Genomic DNA, 18049 nt, shown 5'->3' with positions numbered 1-18049 from the left:
GTACTTGAGATTAACTTTATTAACTACCAAAATTCAAGGAAATAAAGAGGTATATTTATTATTAAGGATAGATGCATAAAAAACATCGGATGAAATCAATATAGATAAAAAGATAGCAAAGATATTTAAAAAATATAATGTAATAGAATATAAAGCATCAAATGATTATGTATCTATAGATGAGTATTTTAAAGGACTAAGTTATGCATTTTTACATAAATCAATAATGAATGTGGATGGGAATGACGAAAAAGAAGTAAATGACATAAAGATTGAAGAAATAACATTGACATTTATATGTGTAGGATATCCTAAGAGTCTTGAAAAGTTATTAAAAAGCAATGGTAAATCTGTAGAGAAATTTTATCTTAAAATGGGGGATTTTTCAACTGAAATACTGGGCAGAGAAACCACTGTTTTGCGTGAACTGAAAAGCCTTATTGCGTAATATTAATGATAAATATTTTTAAATTAATGCAACACAAAAAGGATAATGAAGTAAATTAAGGTTGCTTCTTTATTTGACTTTAAAAAGGGGCTGAAAATCTAATGAATATAAAAACAAGAAAAGCAATGTAAAATGATTATGAATCTATAAGCACCCTTGTTAAAGAAGTACATAGTTTACATGTTAAAAATAGGCCGGATGTGTATGCAGATGTGGAGAACCTAATAAGGCTTTCTTTTTACTGTAATAAAAGGAAAGCCTTATTTTTATATCATCATTTAAATTTTTGCATTTTCATTAAATAGCAGCAGATGTATTCTCATTTTAAAATTTTATTTTTGAGGTGGTTTTATCATAAGTCCATTGTTGAAGTGGTTTAAACCACCGACTAGGTCGATGATTGATAAAATCTCAATAATTTCTTCATCGGTTACGCCCTCTTCTTTTAATTTTTTGGTGTAGGTAGTAATGCACATTTTACAAATATTTAAAATTGATACGGTCAATGCAACAAAAAGCTTTGTTTTCCCGTCTATCTTGTCAGTTCACATTACAACACGTGATTTTTCAAGAGTTTAAGATATTCTGGCTTATTTGCCATTACACGTATTGTTGGAGGAACTACTCCAATTTCCTTTTCTATTTGCTCAATTAATTGCTTTACTTCTGGATTAGCATCTTTAACATATAAGTTCCTGTTATGGTTTCTATAAATTTTTATTATTATACTCGTTAAATATTTGATGTTATAATTATATCAAAATCTGCTAAATAATTTTTAACTTTCAAAGGAGGAGAGAACTTGGGATATCTAATTGAGAATAAAGATTTTGACGATATTTTAAATCTACTGAAGAAAGATTATAAAATTTATGCACCGAAACGTTTTGAAAATCGTGGCCGGTATTCTGACACAGATCTTATAAGATATGATGAGATAAAATCTTTGAGCGATATTGTATACGATGAAAAATCCGATTCTTCACCAAAAGAAGTCATATATCCAATAACACAAGCTTTGTTTTATTTCACAGAGGATGAGTACAGAGAAAGCAAAGTATTTGATAAAAAAATACTATTATTTGTAAGAGCTTGTGATATAAATGGCATAAGAAGACTTGATACGATTTTCCTCCAAAATGGTGGTGCAGAAGATATTTATTACAAAAGATTCCGTGAAAAAGTAAAATTCGTTTTGATGGAATGTAAAGATGGCTGGGATACCTGCTTCTGCGTTTCCATGAACTCCAATAAAACAGATAACTATAGTCTAGCGATAAGATTTAATAATGATAATGTAATGGTTGAAGTTAAAGATGATGAATTTATTGACATATTTAAAGATAAGAAAGAAATAGATTTTAAGCCTGAATTCGTAAAATCAAATCCGAAGGTTGTCCATGTTCCAGAAATAGATAACACAGATCTACTTAAAAAAGTATATGATCTTGACATGTGGGAAAGCTTTAATTCCCGCTGTATAAGCTGCGGTGCTTGTACTGCTGCTTGCATAACATGTAGCTGTTTTAATACAGTTGATTTAATTTACAGTGAAAATGTAAATGTCGGCGAAAGAAGAAGAGTGCAGGCAAGCTGTATGCACAAGGATTTTACAGAGATGGCGGGTGGCCATGTATTTAGAAAAACTGCCGGTGAAAGGATGAGATTCCGTACACTTCATAAAGTATATGATTATAAAGCTCGCTTTAAAACGGAAAACATGTGTGTCGGTTGCGGCCGCTGTGATGAAAGATGTCCAGAGTTAATATCCTTTTCGACAACGATAAATCGCTTATACGATGAAGTTGAAAAGTTGAAGTCGGGTAAAGGAGGCAGCATAAATGAATAATATTTTCATGCCTAAGCCATATAAGATACTTGAAATAGTTCATGAGACAGATTTGGAATACACATTTAGAGTTGAAGTTGATGTAAAAGCAGAGCATGGGCAGTTCTTTCAGATTTCCATTCCAAAGATAGGTGAAGCACCTATATCGATAAGCGCTATGGGTGACAATTGGATGGAATTTACTATAAGAAAAGTTGGAAAAGTAACAAATGAGATATTTAACTTATCTCCTGGCGATAAGATATTCATGAGAGGACCTTATGGTAATTCATTCCCTGTTAACAAATATAAAGGAAAAGACCTAGTCATTATAGCTGGTGGTACAGGTGTATCACCTGTGAGAAGCTTACTTAAGTATTTTTATGATAATTCGGAAGAAATAAAATCACTACACTTTATAGCAGGCTTTAAAGATGAAAACAGCGTCTTATTTAAAGAAGATTTAAATAATTTTAAGACAAAATTTAACACCATATATACTCTTGATAAGAAAAAAGTCGATGGATTTGAAGTTGGCTTGGTTACAGAGCATATAAGTAAAATACCATTTGATACCTTTGATGATTACAATGTCATTGTCGTTGGTCCGCCAGTTATGATGCATTTTACAGCATTAGAATTATTGAAAAATGGTGTGCCGGAAGATAAAATCTGGGTTTCATTTGAGAGAAAAATGTCTTGCGGAGTTGGAAAATGCGGTCACTGCAAGATAAACGAAACGTATGTTTGCCTCGAAGGTCCTGTGTTTAACTACACAAAAGCGAAGGATTTACTTGATTAATTTACTTGATTAAATGTGGAGGTGTATGTAATGAACTATGATATAGATGTAAAAAAAGTCCGCAGAAATTGTTACAGGCAATCGAAAGTCCGCGGTGAATTCATGCTGCAGATGCGTGTTCCAGGCGGTGTAATGGATGCTAAATATCTGTCATATGTAGAACATATTGCAAAAACATGGGGAAATGGACAATTTCATCTTGGCGTAAGACAAACTTTATCAATACCTGGAATAAAGTATGAATATATCGATGAAGTCAATAAGTATATAAAGACGTTCATTAAAGAGATAGAAGTAGACCTTTGTGGTGTTGACATGGAAGTAGATGACAATGGATATCCAACGATAGGTTCTAGAAACATTATGGCTTGCATAGGAAATAAACATTGCATAAAGGCAAATATAGACACAACATCACTTGCAAGAAAAATTGAAAAAATCATCTTTCCAAGTGATTATCATATAAAAGTAAGCATAGCCGGATGTCCTAATGACTGTGCAAAGGCTCATTTCAACGATTTTGGAATTATAGGCATTACAAAAACAGAATATGATTACGATCGCTGTATAGGATGTAAGAAATGTATCGAGGCTTGTAAACAACATGCTACAGGTGTTTTATATATGGTAAATGGAAAAATCGAGAAAGATTCGTGCTGCTGTGTTGGCTGTGGTGAGTGTGCACTTGTATGTCCCACAGGCGCTTGGTCTAGAAATCCTAAGAAATTCTACAGAGTCCTCATTGGTGGCAGAACCGGAAAACAGACACCTCGCATGGGAAAGATTTTCTTGAATTGGGTAACAGAAGATGTAGTGCTGGGCATACTTAAAAATTGGCAAGATTTCTCAGCAGAAGTATTGAATCATAAACCAGTATATCTCCATGGAGGTCACTTGATAGACAGGGCTGGATACAATAAATTTAAAGAGCTTATATTAAAGGGTGTAGAATTAAACCCTGAAGCTATGGTTGCAGATAGAATATTTTGGTCAGAAACTGAATACAGGTCAAACATAAATGTTAAGCCTGTTTGTGAATGTTAAATTAAAAGTAAAGGAAACTCCTTCACTTTTTTGATGGTTTATTATATATTTTAAGTGAATTGATTATTTTGATGTAAAATGATAAAATTAAGCCGTACAAATTTTAGGTGGTGATATTGTGCCGCTTTCGGATCAAGAGAGAAAAAATATACGTGAAACATGGCGTATAAAAGTCAAAAAAGATAGAGAAATAGAAACGTATAGAAAAAAAGAAGCTTTTGATAGAGTATATAAAATTGCAAAGATATTAAAAGAAAAGTATTTTGTTGATAAGGTTATATTGTATGGTTCACTTGCAAGGGATGACCGTTTTGATAATCTATCTGATATTGATATTTTTATTGATGGCTGGGATGATAGTAAATTTAACTATTGGACAATGTTGATTGATGTTGAAAATATTGCAAAGCCTTATAAAATAAGCATAGTTACGCAAAAAGAAGCTTATAAATCTCTGCTAAATGAAATATTAAGAGAAGGGAGGATTATAGAGTGACGGATATTAATAAAATTAAAGTTACATTAGCAAGACTACAGTTAGAACTTGAGAATATACAGAAATTATATGATACTTTAAATGAAAGAGGCTTATTAGAAAGTAAAAATAGAAGAGAGAAATTGGCTGATGATTTCATGCTAAGGGCTGTTGGCTCTATTTTTCATGATTTTTATACTTCCGTTAAGAATATGTTTAAAATTGTGGGTAGAAATATAGATAATTTGATCCCTTCAAGCTCTGAATGGCATCTAGAATTACTTGAACAAATGTCGACTCCTATAGAAGGAGAAAGGCCGGCTTTTATTAGTTCTAATTCAAAGTTATTGCTTAATGAATTTAGGGGATTTCGTCATGTATTTCGTAATGTTTATGGATTTAACCTAGTATCAGAACGCATTGAAAGACTACTAGATATTTTCCCCCATACTGTTGATAATTTAAGAAGGGATGTAGTACAGTTTATAGAAGACATGCAATCTATCATGATAGAGGAGTGATTTGAGGCTTACAAGCTCTAATTACTTTTACTTAAAATACTATGGATATAATTTTTTACCTTTACAATTTTAGAGTTTTAAAGTATAATTAGATTAATTTAATACTTGTGAAATTAGTTTGCGGGGGAACCATTTTGGTTGAGAAGGTAAAACCTAACCCTTAGAACCTGATGTAGTTAATACTACCGTAGGGAAGCAGGCTTGTGATTATAAAGCTTTACCATGCGGTAAAGCTTTTTTTATTATTCTGACATCAAATACTACCTTCTTTCTCCCCTTCATTTTACAAGTATCAAAAAAATAATTTATGAAAGGATGACTAAAATGAACTACACTACACAATTAGACGCAGCAAAAAAAGGAATTATTACAGAAGAGATGAATGTTGTGGCAGCTAAAGAAGATATTGAAGTGGATTTATTGATGAGTAAGATAGCTTCTGGTGAAGTAGTCATACCTGCGAATAAAAACCATGAAGCACTTAGTCCAGAAGGTGTAGGGGAAGGCCTTAGAACAAAAATAAATGTAAACCTAGGTGTATCAAGGGACTGCAACAATGTAGATGCAGAATTAGAAAAGGCAAAAAAAGCAATAGAAATGAAAGCAGAGTCAATTATGGATTTAAGTTCATACGGTAAGACTTTTGAATTTAGAAACAGATTGATAGAGATTTCTACAGCTATGATAGGTACTGTTCCAGTATATGATGCTGTAGGATATTACGACAAGGATTTAAAAGACATTACTCCTTCAGAATTTATAAAAATCGTGGAAAGGCATGCACAAGACGGCGTTGATTTTATGACCATCCATGCAGGCATTAATAGAGAAACAGCAGAAATTTTTAAAAGAAATGAAAGGCTTCTAAATATTGTTTCTCGCGGAGGCTCTTTATTATATACATGGATGGAATTAAATGAAAAGGAAAATCCTTTTTATGAATATTTTGATGATATTCTTGACATATGTGCTGAGTGCGATGTAACGATAAGCCTTGGCGATGCACTAAGGCCAGGCTGTATAAATGATTCCACAGATGCATGCCAAATAAAAGAGCTTATAACTTTGGGAGAATTAGCAAAAAGAGCTTATGAAAAGAATGTTCAGGTCATTATTGAGGGACCGGGGCATATGAGACTAAATGAAATCGAAGCAAATGTTTTGCTGGAGAAAAAGCTGTGTCATGGTGCGCCGTTTTATGTATTGGGGCCAATTGTAACAGATATTGCTCCAGGATATGATCACATTACAAGTGCAATTGGCGGTGCGATTGCCGCAGCAAGTGGAGCAGATTTTCTGTGTTATGTTACACCTGCGGAACATTTGAGGCTTCCAAAGATTGAAGATATGAAAGAAGGCATCATTGCTTCTAAAATAGCTGCGCATGCAGCAGATCTAGCAAAAGGCATACGTAATGCAGAAAAATGGGATAACGCTATGTCTTACGCAAGGAAAAAGCTTAATTGGGAAGAAATGTTTAAATTATCAATAGATCCTGAAAAAGCCCGTAGGTATAGAAGCGAATCTTTGCCTCATGACAGTGAAACATGTACAATGTGTGGGAATATGTGTGCTGTAAGAAACATGAATAAAGTTATTCGCGGCGAGAATGTCAGCTTATTAAAATATAATGATGAAAAATAAGGTTGGGATAAGCTATATGGATACTAAAAAAATTACATACTCAGCAATGCTAACTGCAATTGGGGTTCTGTTTGCAAATTTTATATTTTTTCCTGTAGGAGTTTCAAAAACAACACCAATACAGCATATTATTAACGTAATATCAGCAGTGACACTCGGGCCAGGATATGCTGTATTAATCGCATTTTCTATATCATTAATCAGAAATTTTATAGGTACTGGTACATTGCTGGCTTTTCCGGGCAGCATGATTGGGGCGTTTTTCGCTGGATTACTTTACAAAAAAACAAACAAGAAATTACTGGCAGTATTTGGTGAGATATTTGGAACAGGCATTGTTGGTGCAATACTTGCATTTCCAATAGCAAAATATGTTATAGGTAAAGATGTGGGAGCATTTTTCTTTGTTATGCCATTTCTGATTAATACAGTAACAGGCAGTATCATCGCATTTATAATACTTGAAGTTTTAGACAAAACAAAAAGTTTTTATAAATAAAATAAGCAAATTCGGCAAATTCATAATTTTATGGTATAATGGATGTGTAATCGAATAAAATATAAAAGGGGGCTACAGTATGCCTGATTTTGGGACTCCATTTGCTGGACTAGCTAATAAAAATAAAATTACCCATGAAGAGTTAGTAAGATCTATACGCTTTATGGTAGCTGCAGAGTATGAAGCGATTCAACTTTATACGCAGTTAGCAGAATCTACAGATAATGAATTGGCAAAGGCTGTTTTAGTAGATATAGCTGATGAGGAAAGAGTACATGCAGGAGAATTTTTGAGGCTTTTAAAGGAATTGGCACCAGACGAAGAAAAGCTGTATGAAGATGGTGCTAAAGAAGTAGAGGAAATGATTGAAAAATATAAGTAAATTTATAGAGAGGCATATTACATATTTAAAATATTTTTTACCTGAAAGCTTTCTTTTTACTTTAAGTAAAAGTGAAAGCCTTTTTTTGCTTGTACATAGTATGATAATAACTTTACTGTTGCATTTCAACAGTTATGTTAAGAAACATTGTATATGTATTTATATTTTATCATGTAAAATTTTTTTATAATATTGAAGGAATTTAAGTATGCAATGTGGAAATATAAAATATAATTTTGGAGAATAATGTGAATATGGTTAACAATGTAATAAATATTATATAAAATATATAATGTGATGAAAATATGAGAGGAGCGGAGAAGATTGAGGGAGGCTTTTAAGGAAACCACACAGGGAAAAGGAGCAAAAGAACAGTCATCTATTACTGATAGAGTAGTAGAATTAATTCAGAATTATTTACGCAATAAAGTTCAAGATGAACCAAATTTAGAAGAATTTTTAGATTATTTATCAGATTTTAAACCAGATATAGCCGAGAGTGTGACAACAAGGACAGTAGAACAATTGTTTGAAAAAGAGATAAAGAATATTAAAAGGAAAGACAATTTAGAAAAAGGCAATGGTAAAAAGGATTATGTTTCTTTGAATCATCCAGAAGGAGAGAAAGATACTAATTCAAAGCTTATTAATCTCTTTGAATTTCTTAAAGCATATCGCTCAAAAATGGAGGAACCTGTTAGAAATATATCAAATTATGAAGAAGTAGTAACTTGGTATAAAGATATACCTATAGGAGATGGCTGCTCTGTTCTTAGTGATGATCAGGATTCTTGGTTAATAGTAAAAAAGCAGGATATACCTAATCCACCAGACCCGCCTGAAGAGGTCAGAGAATGGCTCGATGGGCGATGGGACGATCCTTTTACAGAACCAAAAGTTAGAGAATCTAAAGTAATTATAGAGAAAGAAATCGATGAAGAGCATAAAGAAAAAGCAGATAAAAATAAAGTAGAAAAATTTGAGGATGATGCAGAACGTGTTAATATATGGAACTTATGGCTCAACAAAAAGTGGATTCCTTGGTCTCTAAAAGCGCAACCAAAAGTTAAGATTAAAAAGCTATATAATAAATTGTTTTTATTAAGTCAGCGTTTAGAGAGAGAACAAGAGGATTTGGAACTTGTATGGGGACATGGCATGCTCTATTGGAATTTGAATGGCTACCTAATCCGTCATCCTCTTCTTGCAACAAAAGTTTTTATTGATTTTGACGATTTACATGGCGTAATAAAAGTATCTCCAGGGATGTTGCCAACCACATTAGAAGTTAATTTCTTGCAGGGAACAGATCCACAGTATGTCAGGTTGTTTATGAAAATGCAAGAACAGCTTTCACAGGACCCCATAAATCCATGGGATAAAGGGGCATGTACAGAATTTTTTACCCGAATTGTAAATCAATTGAGCTCTGAAGGAAAAGTACTTTTTGATGCAAATGATCTTTCTATTAGTACACATGCGGTCATAACATATGAGCCTGTGATCTTTATAAGAAGAAGAAAAATGGGATATGTTCAAGATATTGAGACTATTTTAGAAGGGCTCAAAAACGGTAATAAGGTACCCGCACCTATAAGGAGCATAGTAGAAATAATAGATGATGCTTTTGATGAGAATAATAGTGAAACACATTCTACATCTAGTGATGAGATATTACTTCCACTGCCATCGAATAACGAGCAGTTTCAGGTAGTAGAAAGATTGGCATCACACGTGGGAGTCACTGTACAGGGACCACCAGGAACAGGTAAAAGTTATACAATAGCAAATCTTATATCTCATCTATTGGCACTTGGGAAAAGAGTCCTTGTAACAGCAAAAGCAGAAAGACCTCTTAAGGTGCTCCGTGAAAAAATTCCTGAGAATATACGACCACTTTGCATTACTTTATTAACTGATGATGCTGGTTCTTTTGCCGAGTTAGAACAGGCTGTAATGACGATGACAGAAAATGTTATTTCACTTGATAAGCCTGCTGCTAAAAGTACTATCAAAGAATTAAAGGATAAATTAAGAAAGATTAGGATGGAAATCTCAAATTTAAAACAGCGCATTAAGGAGATTTCAAAAAGAGAGACGATTACTTATTCAATATTTGGAAAAGAATATTCTTTATCAGAACTTGGCAAATGGCTTGCTGAAAATGAAGAGGAGTATGACTATATTCCTGATGAACTGGATAAAGATGCAGAACTTCCTCTTTCTTTGCAAGAGCTAAAAAGGCTATATGAACTGGCAGGTATAATTTTAAACAAAGATAGAGAGATGTTAAATTACAAACTGCCAGATATTGAGAAATTGCCTTATAGCATGAGCATTAGGGAGATAAAAGAGAAAATTAATTACTATAAAGAAAAAATAGATCCTGATTTTTTGAAGTCATACAATATGCCTTCAAATTTGAGCATTGAAAGGATAAATAGTTTACTAAAAGAATGTACTTTTGCATATGAAGAAGCAAAAAAATTTTCAAGCAGTCCATGGATGAATTTAATTTTTCAAGATGTGGGTAAAGGCGATTATCTCTATGAAAGTTGGGCTAATTTTTATCAGCGAATGACAAGTCAAGTTGAGGAAGTAATAAAGCTTAAGCAATACACAAGTAAGTATGAAATAGTATTGCCTTTGGATTGTGTTTTAACTGAATTGAAAAATGATGTAGAAGATATGCAAAATTATCTTGAGAAATCAAAGAAGATAAATTTTATTGCAAAATTATTTAATCCAAAGTTTAAGAAAATTATAAATAGTTGCCGCCTAAATAATGCTTTTATAACAACTAAAGAGGATACGTCAGTATTACTAGCGGAAATCGAACAACGTATAATAAAAAATAATATATCGAATGAATGGAAGAAGTTTGTTACAGTTTTAGATGGGCCAGAATTGGATACTGCCAATCCAAGATTTGAAGTTTTGTTACATGATTACTTAAAACTTATTAAAGATGTTTTTGATTGGCATCAAAGCAAATGGAAACTTTTAAAATCTGGTGTTGAAGAAGTAGGTTTAAGCTTTAAAGACAACAGCCTTGCTTCTATAGAAGTGGTTATAAATCAATTAACAAACATCTTAAATGATTTGTACTACAAAGATTTCAGTGAAAAGTACAGTGTTATCGAAAAATATTTAGAAGAAGAGATCGAGTTAAATGCGGATGTTTCTTATTTGTGGAGAGAGTTATTTAAGGCATTAAAAGACGAAGACTGGTCCAAATGGGATTCTATACTTGACAATATTAGAAGGTTAAAAAAAGTTGAAGTGCTAGAAGATGAATTTAAAAAATTAAAAGAAAAACTTGACGGTGTTGCACCTCGATGGGCAGAAAAGATTTTAAAAGATGGTGGCAATGGGACACCGCTAACATTACCTGATAATGTAATGGATGCTTGGAAATGGCGCAAGGCAGAAACGTGGCTTAGAAAATTATTGTCCGATGATGTCGTCAGTTTAACAAAAAAGTTAGAAAGTCTAAAAAATGATGAGAGCAGAGTCATTGTTGATTTAGTTACTCATTTAACATGGCTCAACTTGTCAATAAATGTTACGGAAGAGCAGCGCAGAAGCCTTATAGCATGGCAACAGCAAATGAAGAGAATAGGAAAGGGTACAGGAAAATATGCTTTACGTCGTAAACAAATTGCTCAAGCAGAAATGCAAAAGGCGAGAAATGCCGTTCCTGTATGGATTATGCCTATTAATAAAGTGATAGAGAATTTTTTACCGTGGGATCAGCCATTTGACGTTGTTATAGTTGATGAAAGCAGCCAAGTAGATATTTTTGGAATATTGGCTATGTTTAGGGCTAAAAAGGTGCTGATTGTTGGAGACGATAAACAGATAAGTCCACAAGGAGTTGGCATTAACCTGGGTGAAATACATGATCTCATGGATGGATATCTAGATGGAGTGCCTCATAAAGAGCTTTATGAGCCTCAATACAGTCTATACGATTTAGCTAAACAGATATTCCCAGGAACTATCATGCTGAAAGAACATTTTAGGTGTTTACCAGAGATAATTCAGTTTAGCAATGATCTCATGTACCAAGGTGAAATATTGCCACTTAGAGAAAGAGAGACAAAGTTAGGTGAAGATTGGCAACCAATAGTTTCTATAAAAGTGGATAATGGATATAGAATACCGGGAACCAAGATAAATGAGCCAGAAGCTGAAATGTTGGTCGAAAAAATTTTGGCATGTTGCAATGATCCAAGATACAAGGATATGTCGATGGGAGTAATATCGCTTTTGGGAAAAGAGCAAGCGGAATTCATAGAAACTAAGCTTTTAGATAGCCTAGGGCCGGAAGAGATGCGAAAAAGAAAGATACGCTGTGGTGATGCTTATTATTTCCAAGGCGATGAAAGGGATATAATGTTTTTATCATTGGTAGAAGCTAAAGGGGAGCATAGATTAGCTGTTTTAAATAAAGAGGATGACCGGCGCCGCTTCAATGTTGCAGTAAGTAGGGCTAGAAGTCAATTGTTTTTATTTTATTCTATTGATCCTGACGAATTCCATCCAGAAGATGTAAGATCACGCTTAATAAGGTATTGTATGAATCCGCACAGATTTGTGGAGCAATATGAAAAACTGGAGGATGCATGTGAGTCAGAATTTGAACGAAAGGTATTGAAAGACCTTATTAGCTTAGGATATTCTGTTAAACCGCAGTATAGAGTAGGTTATAAACGTATAGATTTTGTTGTGTTTGGAATGAATGAAAAACTTGCAATAGAGTGTGATGGTGACGCATATCATGGTCCAGAAAGATGGGAGGATGATTGGAACAGACAACTTATTTTGGAGCGCTTAGGATGGAAATTCTTCAGAATCCGTGGCAGCCAATATTTTAGAGATAGAGAAGGTACTATAAAGCAGTTAGTAGAGACATTAAATGAAATGGATATAAAGCCACTCCCTCTATAATCTTTGATTTTCTTTTAATATCTCACTCATTCTCAGATTCTCATGATCTTCAAAGAAGTCCTCATGTATAACAATGCTATTTATTCATGAATTTTACATGTTATAGGTAAACCAAATAAGCTTCTGTTGTTTTTTCCATATTTTGGCCTGTTTATTCCACTTAAGCTCATGTGGCATACCCTCCCATGTCTCACAGGATCTTTGTCCTTAATTCCTTCGTTCTGCCTTACATGAGGTGGATGTCAGTTATGCTCCTATGCTGGGTCTTAAGCCCTTATGGTGAAATTACCAACCTGACAATTCCGGCTCTCTTTGTCAATCTTCGAATCTTTTAATTGAGCTCTATAACTTTATTTGCTTTATTTTACCACCGCTTTGTTATCTAAGCCATCGCAGAAGCGATGTTGTCAAGGGTCAGCTTTGAAAAGTGAAGGATAGAAAAGCTGAGAGGGGTCCTTGCCCTTGACTGACATGATGTTAAGTGTCACTAAAGCAATGCAATTTACGCAACATTCCTAATCTTCTCTGGTCTTTTTACGTCTTTTAGCATCTTATTTCCATCGTATTTTACTCCCTTTTTTAGTATGGCAAAAAATATTCTTATAAGTTTACAGCATAACACTATCATTGACTGTTTCTTTTTTAGCGGGTTTTCTTTTCTTGCGGTGTAGTACTTGTGCAATTCCTGAAATTCTTTATTGTTTGCAAGTATTGGCATTACCATTTTGTATAGTGTACTTCTTAGCCTTCTTCGTCCTCTTTTGCTTATGGTCGTTTGCCCTTCGTGTTTCCCAGAGCTATTCTCAACCAGGTTATATCCCGCTAATTTTTGTATCTGCTTTGGATGTTCATATTTTGTTATGTCACCTACTTCAGCAATAAATGTTGCTGCTGTTATTACTCCTACACCCTTGATAGCTGTTATATCATTAGAACCTTGTACCTGCATAAATAGTTCTTCTATCTTGCTTTCTATATTTTTAAGTTGCCTTAACAGCATTTCGTACTGCTCTAGTATAAGTTTAATTTCTAATTCTGCCATTTCTATACCATGCTTTTTACCAACACTTTTATTGGCAGCTTCTACTAATTTTTCAGCTCTTTTTATTCCTACAGCCCGCTTTATTTCTTTCTTCCATGTTGCAAGTATTCCTTGTGTACCATTTTCTAACACCTTCGCTGGTGTAGGAAATTCTTTTAATGTTATCAGTGCTGCTTTTCCTTCCCAATCTGCAAAAACTTTATTAAATTCAGGAAAGTATATGTCAAGCCATCTTACAATCTGATTCTTTATTCTGTTTAAGTCTTTCATAAGCCTTTCTCTTATATCAACTACAATTCTAAGCTCACTGTATATTCCCTCTGGTATGTTAGGCTCAACATATCTCCCATCTTTAACAAGCATTGCGATTGTCTTAGGGTCCTTTCTATCATTTTTAGTTGGTGAATTATCGTCAAATTCCTTACTTCGCTTCACATGGAATGGGTTTACCAACACCACTTTATGATTCTTATCTCTAAGAAACTGAGCAAAGCAAAACCAATAATGACCCGTGGGCTCCATACCAATTACAAGCTTCTCTTTGTCATTTTTATTCATAATTTCTATAGCCCACTTAAGAAATTTTTCCATGCCATTACTATCATTGCTAAATTCAATATGCTTACCATACTCTATTCCTCTGAAATCAAAAGCTCTGGCATGGTGTGTCTCTTTGGCAATGTCTACATCTACTATTAATGTCTTTTCTTAGTGTATAATTTTAGTAGGCGGTAAAAAATAGAAAAAGGAAGGCATCCAAAAGATACCTTCCATTCACATGAATCATCCGCTATAATGTTTAAATAGAAAAAACAAAAAAGCGTTATAGAGGTGATTACATGCTAGAAATAAGTTTAAACGAAAATGAAATAAATTTCAAGGATTTAGAAGTAGAAATTTACAAATTAGTCTGCGAAGAAGCTTGTAAAATAATGGCTCAAATCCTTATGAAAATAGATGATATGCTACTAGAAAAAAGGGACAAAAAAGAATATAGGTGTAAAGGTAAAAAGCATACAAACGTAAAGACAATTATGGGCACTGTTGAATTTGATAAAAGAATTTATGGACATATAAATAGTGAAGGTAAAAAGGAATATGTTTATCTTTTAGATGAGTATTTAAAAATGGATACAATAGGGCATATATCAACAAATCTTATTGAAAAAGTTGTAGAAAATGTAACAGAAATATCATATAGAGAAGCAGCGAAAAATATAGAATCATTAACAAATCAAAGCATAAGCCATACAACTGCATGGAATATAATACAAAAGATTGGAGAGAAAATAGCGGAATTAGAAAAACAAGATATAAAACTATTCAAAGAAAACAAATTAAGAGGAGAAAAAGAAACAAAAATGTTATTTCAAGAAATGGATGGATTATGGTTATCTATGCAAGGCAAAGATAGACCAAAAGGCAAAAAAAGCAGAGGGAAGAAAGAAATAAAATTAGCAGTAGCATACGACGGATGGGTAAAAAGAAGCCCAGGAAGTAATGAATATATAACACATAATAAAATAGCATGTGCAGGATTTGCAAGCAGCAAAGAATTTAAAGAATTAGTAGATGCAACGATAGCAAAAGAATACAACATAGACGAAATAGAAATAAAGATAATAAATGGGGATGGAGCAAGTTGGATTAAAGAAAGCTTGGGAGAAGAAGGAGTATATTTTCAATTAGATCCATTTCATAAAAGCCAAGCAGTAATAAGGAATGTAGAGAACAAAAAAGATGCCCGCAAATTAATGAAAATGCTAGATGAAGGAAAAGCAGAAGAAAGCCTAGAATACATAGCAAAATTAATGATAGAGCAAAAAGATGATGAAAAGCAAATGAAGAAATTAGAAAAACTATATAACTATTTAGTAGCCAATAAAGAAGGGATAAAACCATACCAAAAGAGAGAAGAAATAAAAATACCAGAAGCCCCAGAAGGAATAGAATACAAACATTTAGGAACAATGGAAAACAATATATTTGACACATTAGCAAGCAGAATGAATGCAGGAAAAATGAGTTGGACAGAAAAAGGTGCAAACAATTTAGCAAAGATATTAGCCTTAAAGACAAGTGGAAAACTTTATAGTGTAGTAGAAACATACTTCAATGTTATAATATCAAAAGAAAAATTAACAGAGATAAAAGAAGAAATAAAACTATCAGCAGCGGATGTAAACAAAAAGCAGAAAAAAGCAAAAACATATCGCATACAAAGAGGCGGTATGCCGTTTGAAGGTTGTGCAATGACAAACAGTCGAAAAGCAATAAGAGAAATACTCAGATACAAATGTTTAAGTGAATTAAAAGTCATATAAAAGGCGCAATATGAAGATAAGAATGGAGTAATAACAATTGCACGAAAATTCACAATACATTAAACATTATGCGGATAAAATTTGAAGAAAAAAATTTGCCAACAACTACTTGACACAAACTCTCTTTAAAATTTTATTGACTTTATTATCCTGACTTTTGCAGTAAAAAAGGACAAAAAATGCCCATAACCTCTTTAAAATAAAGGGTTTTGGGCTTTTTGCTTTTGTCAAAGATTCATGGTGAGATCAGAACTTTTTTGTCTGTGCTAAAGATTTTTTTATTTCCCCAAGACTCATAATTTTTTTTCTAAAATCAATGTTTAACTCTTTTCCAATATCTTCAAGAGCATTATTACAAAAATCAAATAAATAATAATTCTCTTTGATATGACTGCAGCATGCCTTACCAAGACTTTCAAGTATTTCTGTTACCGAATATTTGCCTTTCAATCTATATTCTAATATCCTTACAATTACAAGTGCTATAAAGCATATCAAAAAGTGAGCATCAATATGCTCTTTTAGCGACAAATAGACAGGTCTACTTTCAAAATCACTTTTCGTTACTTTGAAGGATTCTTCTATCTTCCAAAGCCCACGATACATGTCAATTATTTTTTCAGGCGTCTCTTTGTATTCACTGGTCACTATAGCATAATAGCCATCAAATTTTTCTTCTTCACGTAATTTTTCTTCGTCAAAAGCCAAATGCTGACGCACACTCTCGGATATTTCCCCTGTATCAGCATCAAAAACAAGATTCTTTACATATTTAGCTGCACCATATGATATAGATTTATTGTACTTCCCAGGATTTTTAATCATATCCATTGCTTTAGCTATTGAAGCTGCATGATCTATCTTGGCTTTAGCTGCATATTCAGGACTATAGAAAATAACTTGTTTCTCATCTACTACCTTTTTTATTTTTTTGCCATTCGTTGCAGTTACTTGAATTTCCCTAGGGTAAAGTCTTGATTTGATTTTAAAGCCATTACCCTTATTAATATATCCGCTTTCATCAAGAACATAATCCTGAAAATCTTTGTCTGCACTACGAATAGAATAACTTAATACATAGCCGTTCTTAGCTGATAGAATATACCAGATATTATCACCAGTAGTTAATCCTCTATCTGCTACAATAATTATTCTACCTAAAGAATATTCTCGTTGGATCCTGCTTAAAGCTGGAATCAAAGTAGTTTTATCAGGCACATTACCAGGAAAAAGCTTATATGTAATGGGGATACCATTGGTATCCATAAATAATCCCATCTGTACAATCGGATCCGGTCTGTGTTCTTTAGAAACTCCTTTTTTACGCAATTCATCCTGCTCATCAATTTCAAAATAATAGTTAGTAACATCATAGTAAACCAAATCTGTATTACGATCATACAAAGATTTAATGTGCTCATGAATCCAAAGTTGTAAAGCTTCACTATGCTTGTTGAAAAAAGTAAGACATCTATAAACATCATCCAAAGAAAAATCAAATTTCTCAAAGAATATATCTTTATTCTCATAAGTCTTTTTCTTTGAAGCAGGATACAATAAGCGTGAGAATACAAGAAGTTTCATGATAGCATTAGCATCATATTCTTCTTTTGAGTGACGTTGTCTGTTTTTTAGAAATTTATCTATTTCAAGCTCATGATAAATTTTACTAAAAGCTGCATAGCCAAAGTTTTTACGATTAACAGAGTTAGAAGGTATCAACTCATTTTTAGCAATAGTAAACGTAAGATGAGCATTTTCAGATAATCTTTGTTCCTCTAACTTTTTCGCTTCGTGAGTAAAAAATTCAATAGGATTCTCATACTTTTTTTCCAATTCATCAAGGTAACCAAGAGATTCAATGGTTACAGATCTTGTGGTTTTGGTATTTTTATCCCAATAATTATGAACAATAGATAAGTATGTACGGCCAGTTTTTTTATTTGTAGCTTTTCTAAGATACATAGTAGCATCGCTCCCCCTTTAATACTAATTATAACACAATAATCCAGAAAAATCCATATAAAAATGACAAAATTTTAAAATAAATTTACCCGAAATCATTAGTAAAATTAATGGTTTCGGGT

General features: G+C 33.0%; 14 protein-coding genes and 1 riboswitch. Of the genes, 11 read left to right on the top strand and 3 right to left on the bottom strand.

Features of this window, described 5'->3' with window-relative positions:
• The first annotated feature begins 226 nt into the window (after positions 1-226).
• A complete protein-coding gene (locus CPG45_RS01410) occupies positions 227-448 on the top strand; it encodes a hypothetical protein (protein ID WP_096230292.1) in 222 nt (73 codons plus the stop codon).
• Between the two features lie 332 nt (positions 449-780).
• Here CPG45_RS01410 and CPG45_RS17255 read toward each other — a convergent pair whose 3' ends face one another.
• A complete protein-coding gene (locus tag CPG45_RS17255; RefSeq protein WP_231968917.1) occupies positions 781-954 on the bottom strand; it encodes a carboxymuconolactone decarboxylase family protein in 174 nt (57 codons plus the stop codon).
• 296 nt (positions 955-1250) lie between these two features.
• On the opposite strand from CPG45_RS17255, the gene asrA reads away from it, so the two are divergent.
• The 9 genes from asrA to CPG45_RS01355 all read left to right on the top strand — a co-directional run bounded on the left by asrA (position 1251) and on the right by CPG45_RS01355 (position 12596).
• Positions 1251-2297 carry an anaerobic sulfite reductase subunit AsrA gene (asrA, locus tag CPG45_RS01395; protein WP_096230291.1) on the top strand — a complete coding sequence of 349 codons (1047 nt, stop codon included), beginning with the start codon at positions 1251-1253 and terminating at the stop codon, positions 2295-2297.
• A complete protein-coding gene (gene asrB, locus CPG45_RS01390; protein WP_096230290.1) occupies positions 2290-3078 on the top strand; it encodes an anaerobic sulfite reductase subunit AsrB in 789 nt (262 codons plus the stop codon). The genes asrA and asrB overlap by 8 nt, the downstream gene beginning before the upstream one ends.
• A 30-nt stretch (positions 3079-3108) precedes the next feature.
• On the top strand, positions 3109-4122 hold the full coding sequence (asrC, locus tag CPG45_RS01385) for a sulfite reductase subunit C (RefSeq protein WP_096230289.1): 1014 nt from the start codon (positions 3109-3111) through the stop codon (positions 4120-4122).
• 118 nt (positions 4123-4240) lie between these two features.
• Positions 4241-4618, top strand: a complete 378-nt coding sequence (locus tag CPG45_RS01380; RefSeq protein WP_096230288.1) for a nucleotidyltransferase family protein — start codon at positions 4241-4243, stop codon at positions 4616-4618.
• Positions 4615-5118: a ribonuclease toxin HepT-like protein gene (locus CPG45_RS01375; protein ID WP_096230287.1), complete on the top strand. Its 504-nt coding sequence runs from the start codon at positions 4615-4617 to the stop codon at positions 5116-5118. Before CPG45_RS01380 ends, CPG45_RS01375 begins: the two co-directional genes overlap by 4 nt.
• Before the next feature lie 112 nt (positions 5119-5230).
• Positions 5231-5330: riboswitch (TPP riboswitch) on the top strand.
• A gap of 112 nt (positions 5331-5442) precedes the next feature.
• Positions 5443-6762 carry a phosphomethylpyrimidine synthase ThiC gene (gene thiC, locus CPG45_RS01370; protein ID WP_096230286.1) on the top strand — a complete coding sequence of 440 codons (1320 nt, stop codon included), beginning with the start codon at positions 5443-5445 and terminating at the stop codon, positions 6760-6762.
• A gap of 16 nt (positions 6763-6778) precedes the next feature.
• Positions 6779-7261 carry an energy coupling factor transporter S component ThiW gene (gene thiW / locus CPG45_RS01365; protein ID WP_096233408.1) on the top strand — a complete coding sequence of 161 codons (483 nt, stop codon included), beginning with the start codon at positions 6779-6781 and terminating at the stop codon, positions 7259-7261.
• A gap of 79 nt (positions 7262-7340) precedes the next feature.
• Positions 7341-7643 carry an encapsulin nanocompartment ferritin-likeEncB family encapsulin nanocompartment ferritin-like cargo protein cargo protein gene (gene encB, locus CPG45_RS01360; protein ID WP_096230285.1) on the top strand — a complete coding sequence of 101 codons (303 nt, stop codon included), beginning with the start codon at positions 7341-7343 and terminating at the stop codon, positions 7641-7643.
• Positions 7644-7967: 324 nt separating this feature from the next.
• Complete coding sequence (locus tag CPG45_RS01355) at positions 7968-12596, top strand: PDDEXK-like endonuclease domain-containing protein (protein ID WP_096230284.1); 4629 nt, start codon at positions 7968-7970, stop codon at positions 12594-12596.
• A 502-nt stretch (positions 12597-13098) separates the two neighbouring features.
• Here the strand turns inward: CPG45_RS01355 and CPG45_RS01350 are convergent.
• Positions 13099-14334, bottom strand: coding sequence for an IS110 family RNA-guided transposase (locus CPG45_RS01350; protein ID WP_231969063.1), 1236 nt, complete (start codon positions 14332-14334; stop codon positions 13099-13101).
• A 143-nt stretch (positions 14335-14477) separates the two neighbouring features.
• On the opposite strand from CPG45_RS01350, the gene CPG45_RS01345 reads away from it, so the two are divergent.
• Positions 14478-15962, top strand: coding sequence for an ISLre2 family transposase (locus tag CPG45_RS01345; protein ID WP_096230214.1), 1485 nt, complete (start codon positions 14478-14480; stop codon positions 15960-15962).
• Positions 15963-16208: 246 nt separating this feature from the next.
• Here the strand turns inward: CPG45_RS01345 and CPG45_RS01340 are convergent, their stop codons facing one another.
• The gene (locus CPG45_RS01340) at positions 16209-17927 is read right to left on the bottom strand and encodes an IS1634 family transposase (protein WP_096230283.1); all 1719 of its coding nucleotides are present in this window, start codon (positions 17925-17927) and stop codon (positions 16209-16211) included.
• Positions 17928-18049 lie beyond the last annotated feature (122 nt).

Source organism: Thermoanaerobacterium sp. RBIITD, from assembly GCF_900205865.1.
Classification (GTDB): domain Bacteria; phylum Bacillota; class Thermoanaerobacteria; order Thermoanaerobacterales; family Thermoanaerobacteraceae; genus Thermoanaerobacterium.
The sequence above is the reverse complement of the archived record's forward strand: the minus strand, read 5'-3'. Positions and strand labels throughout refer to the sequence as shown.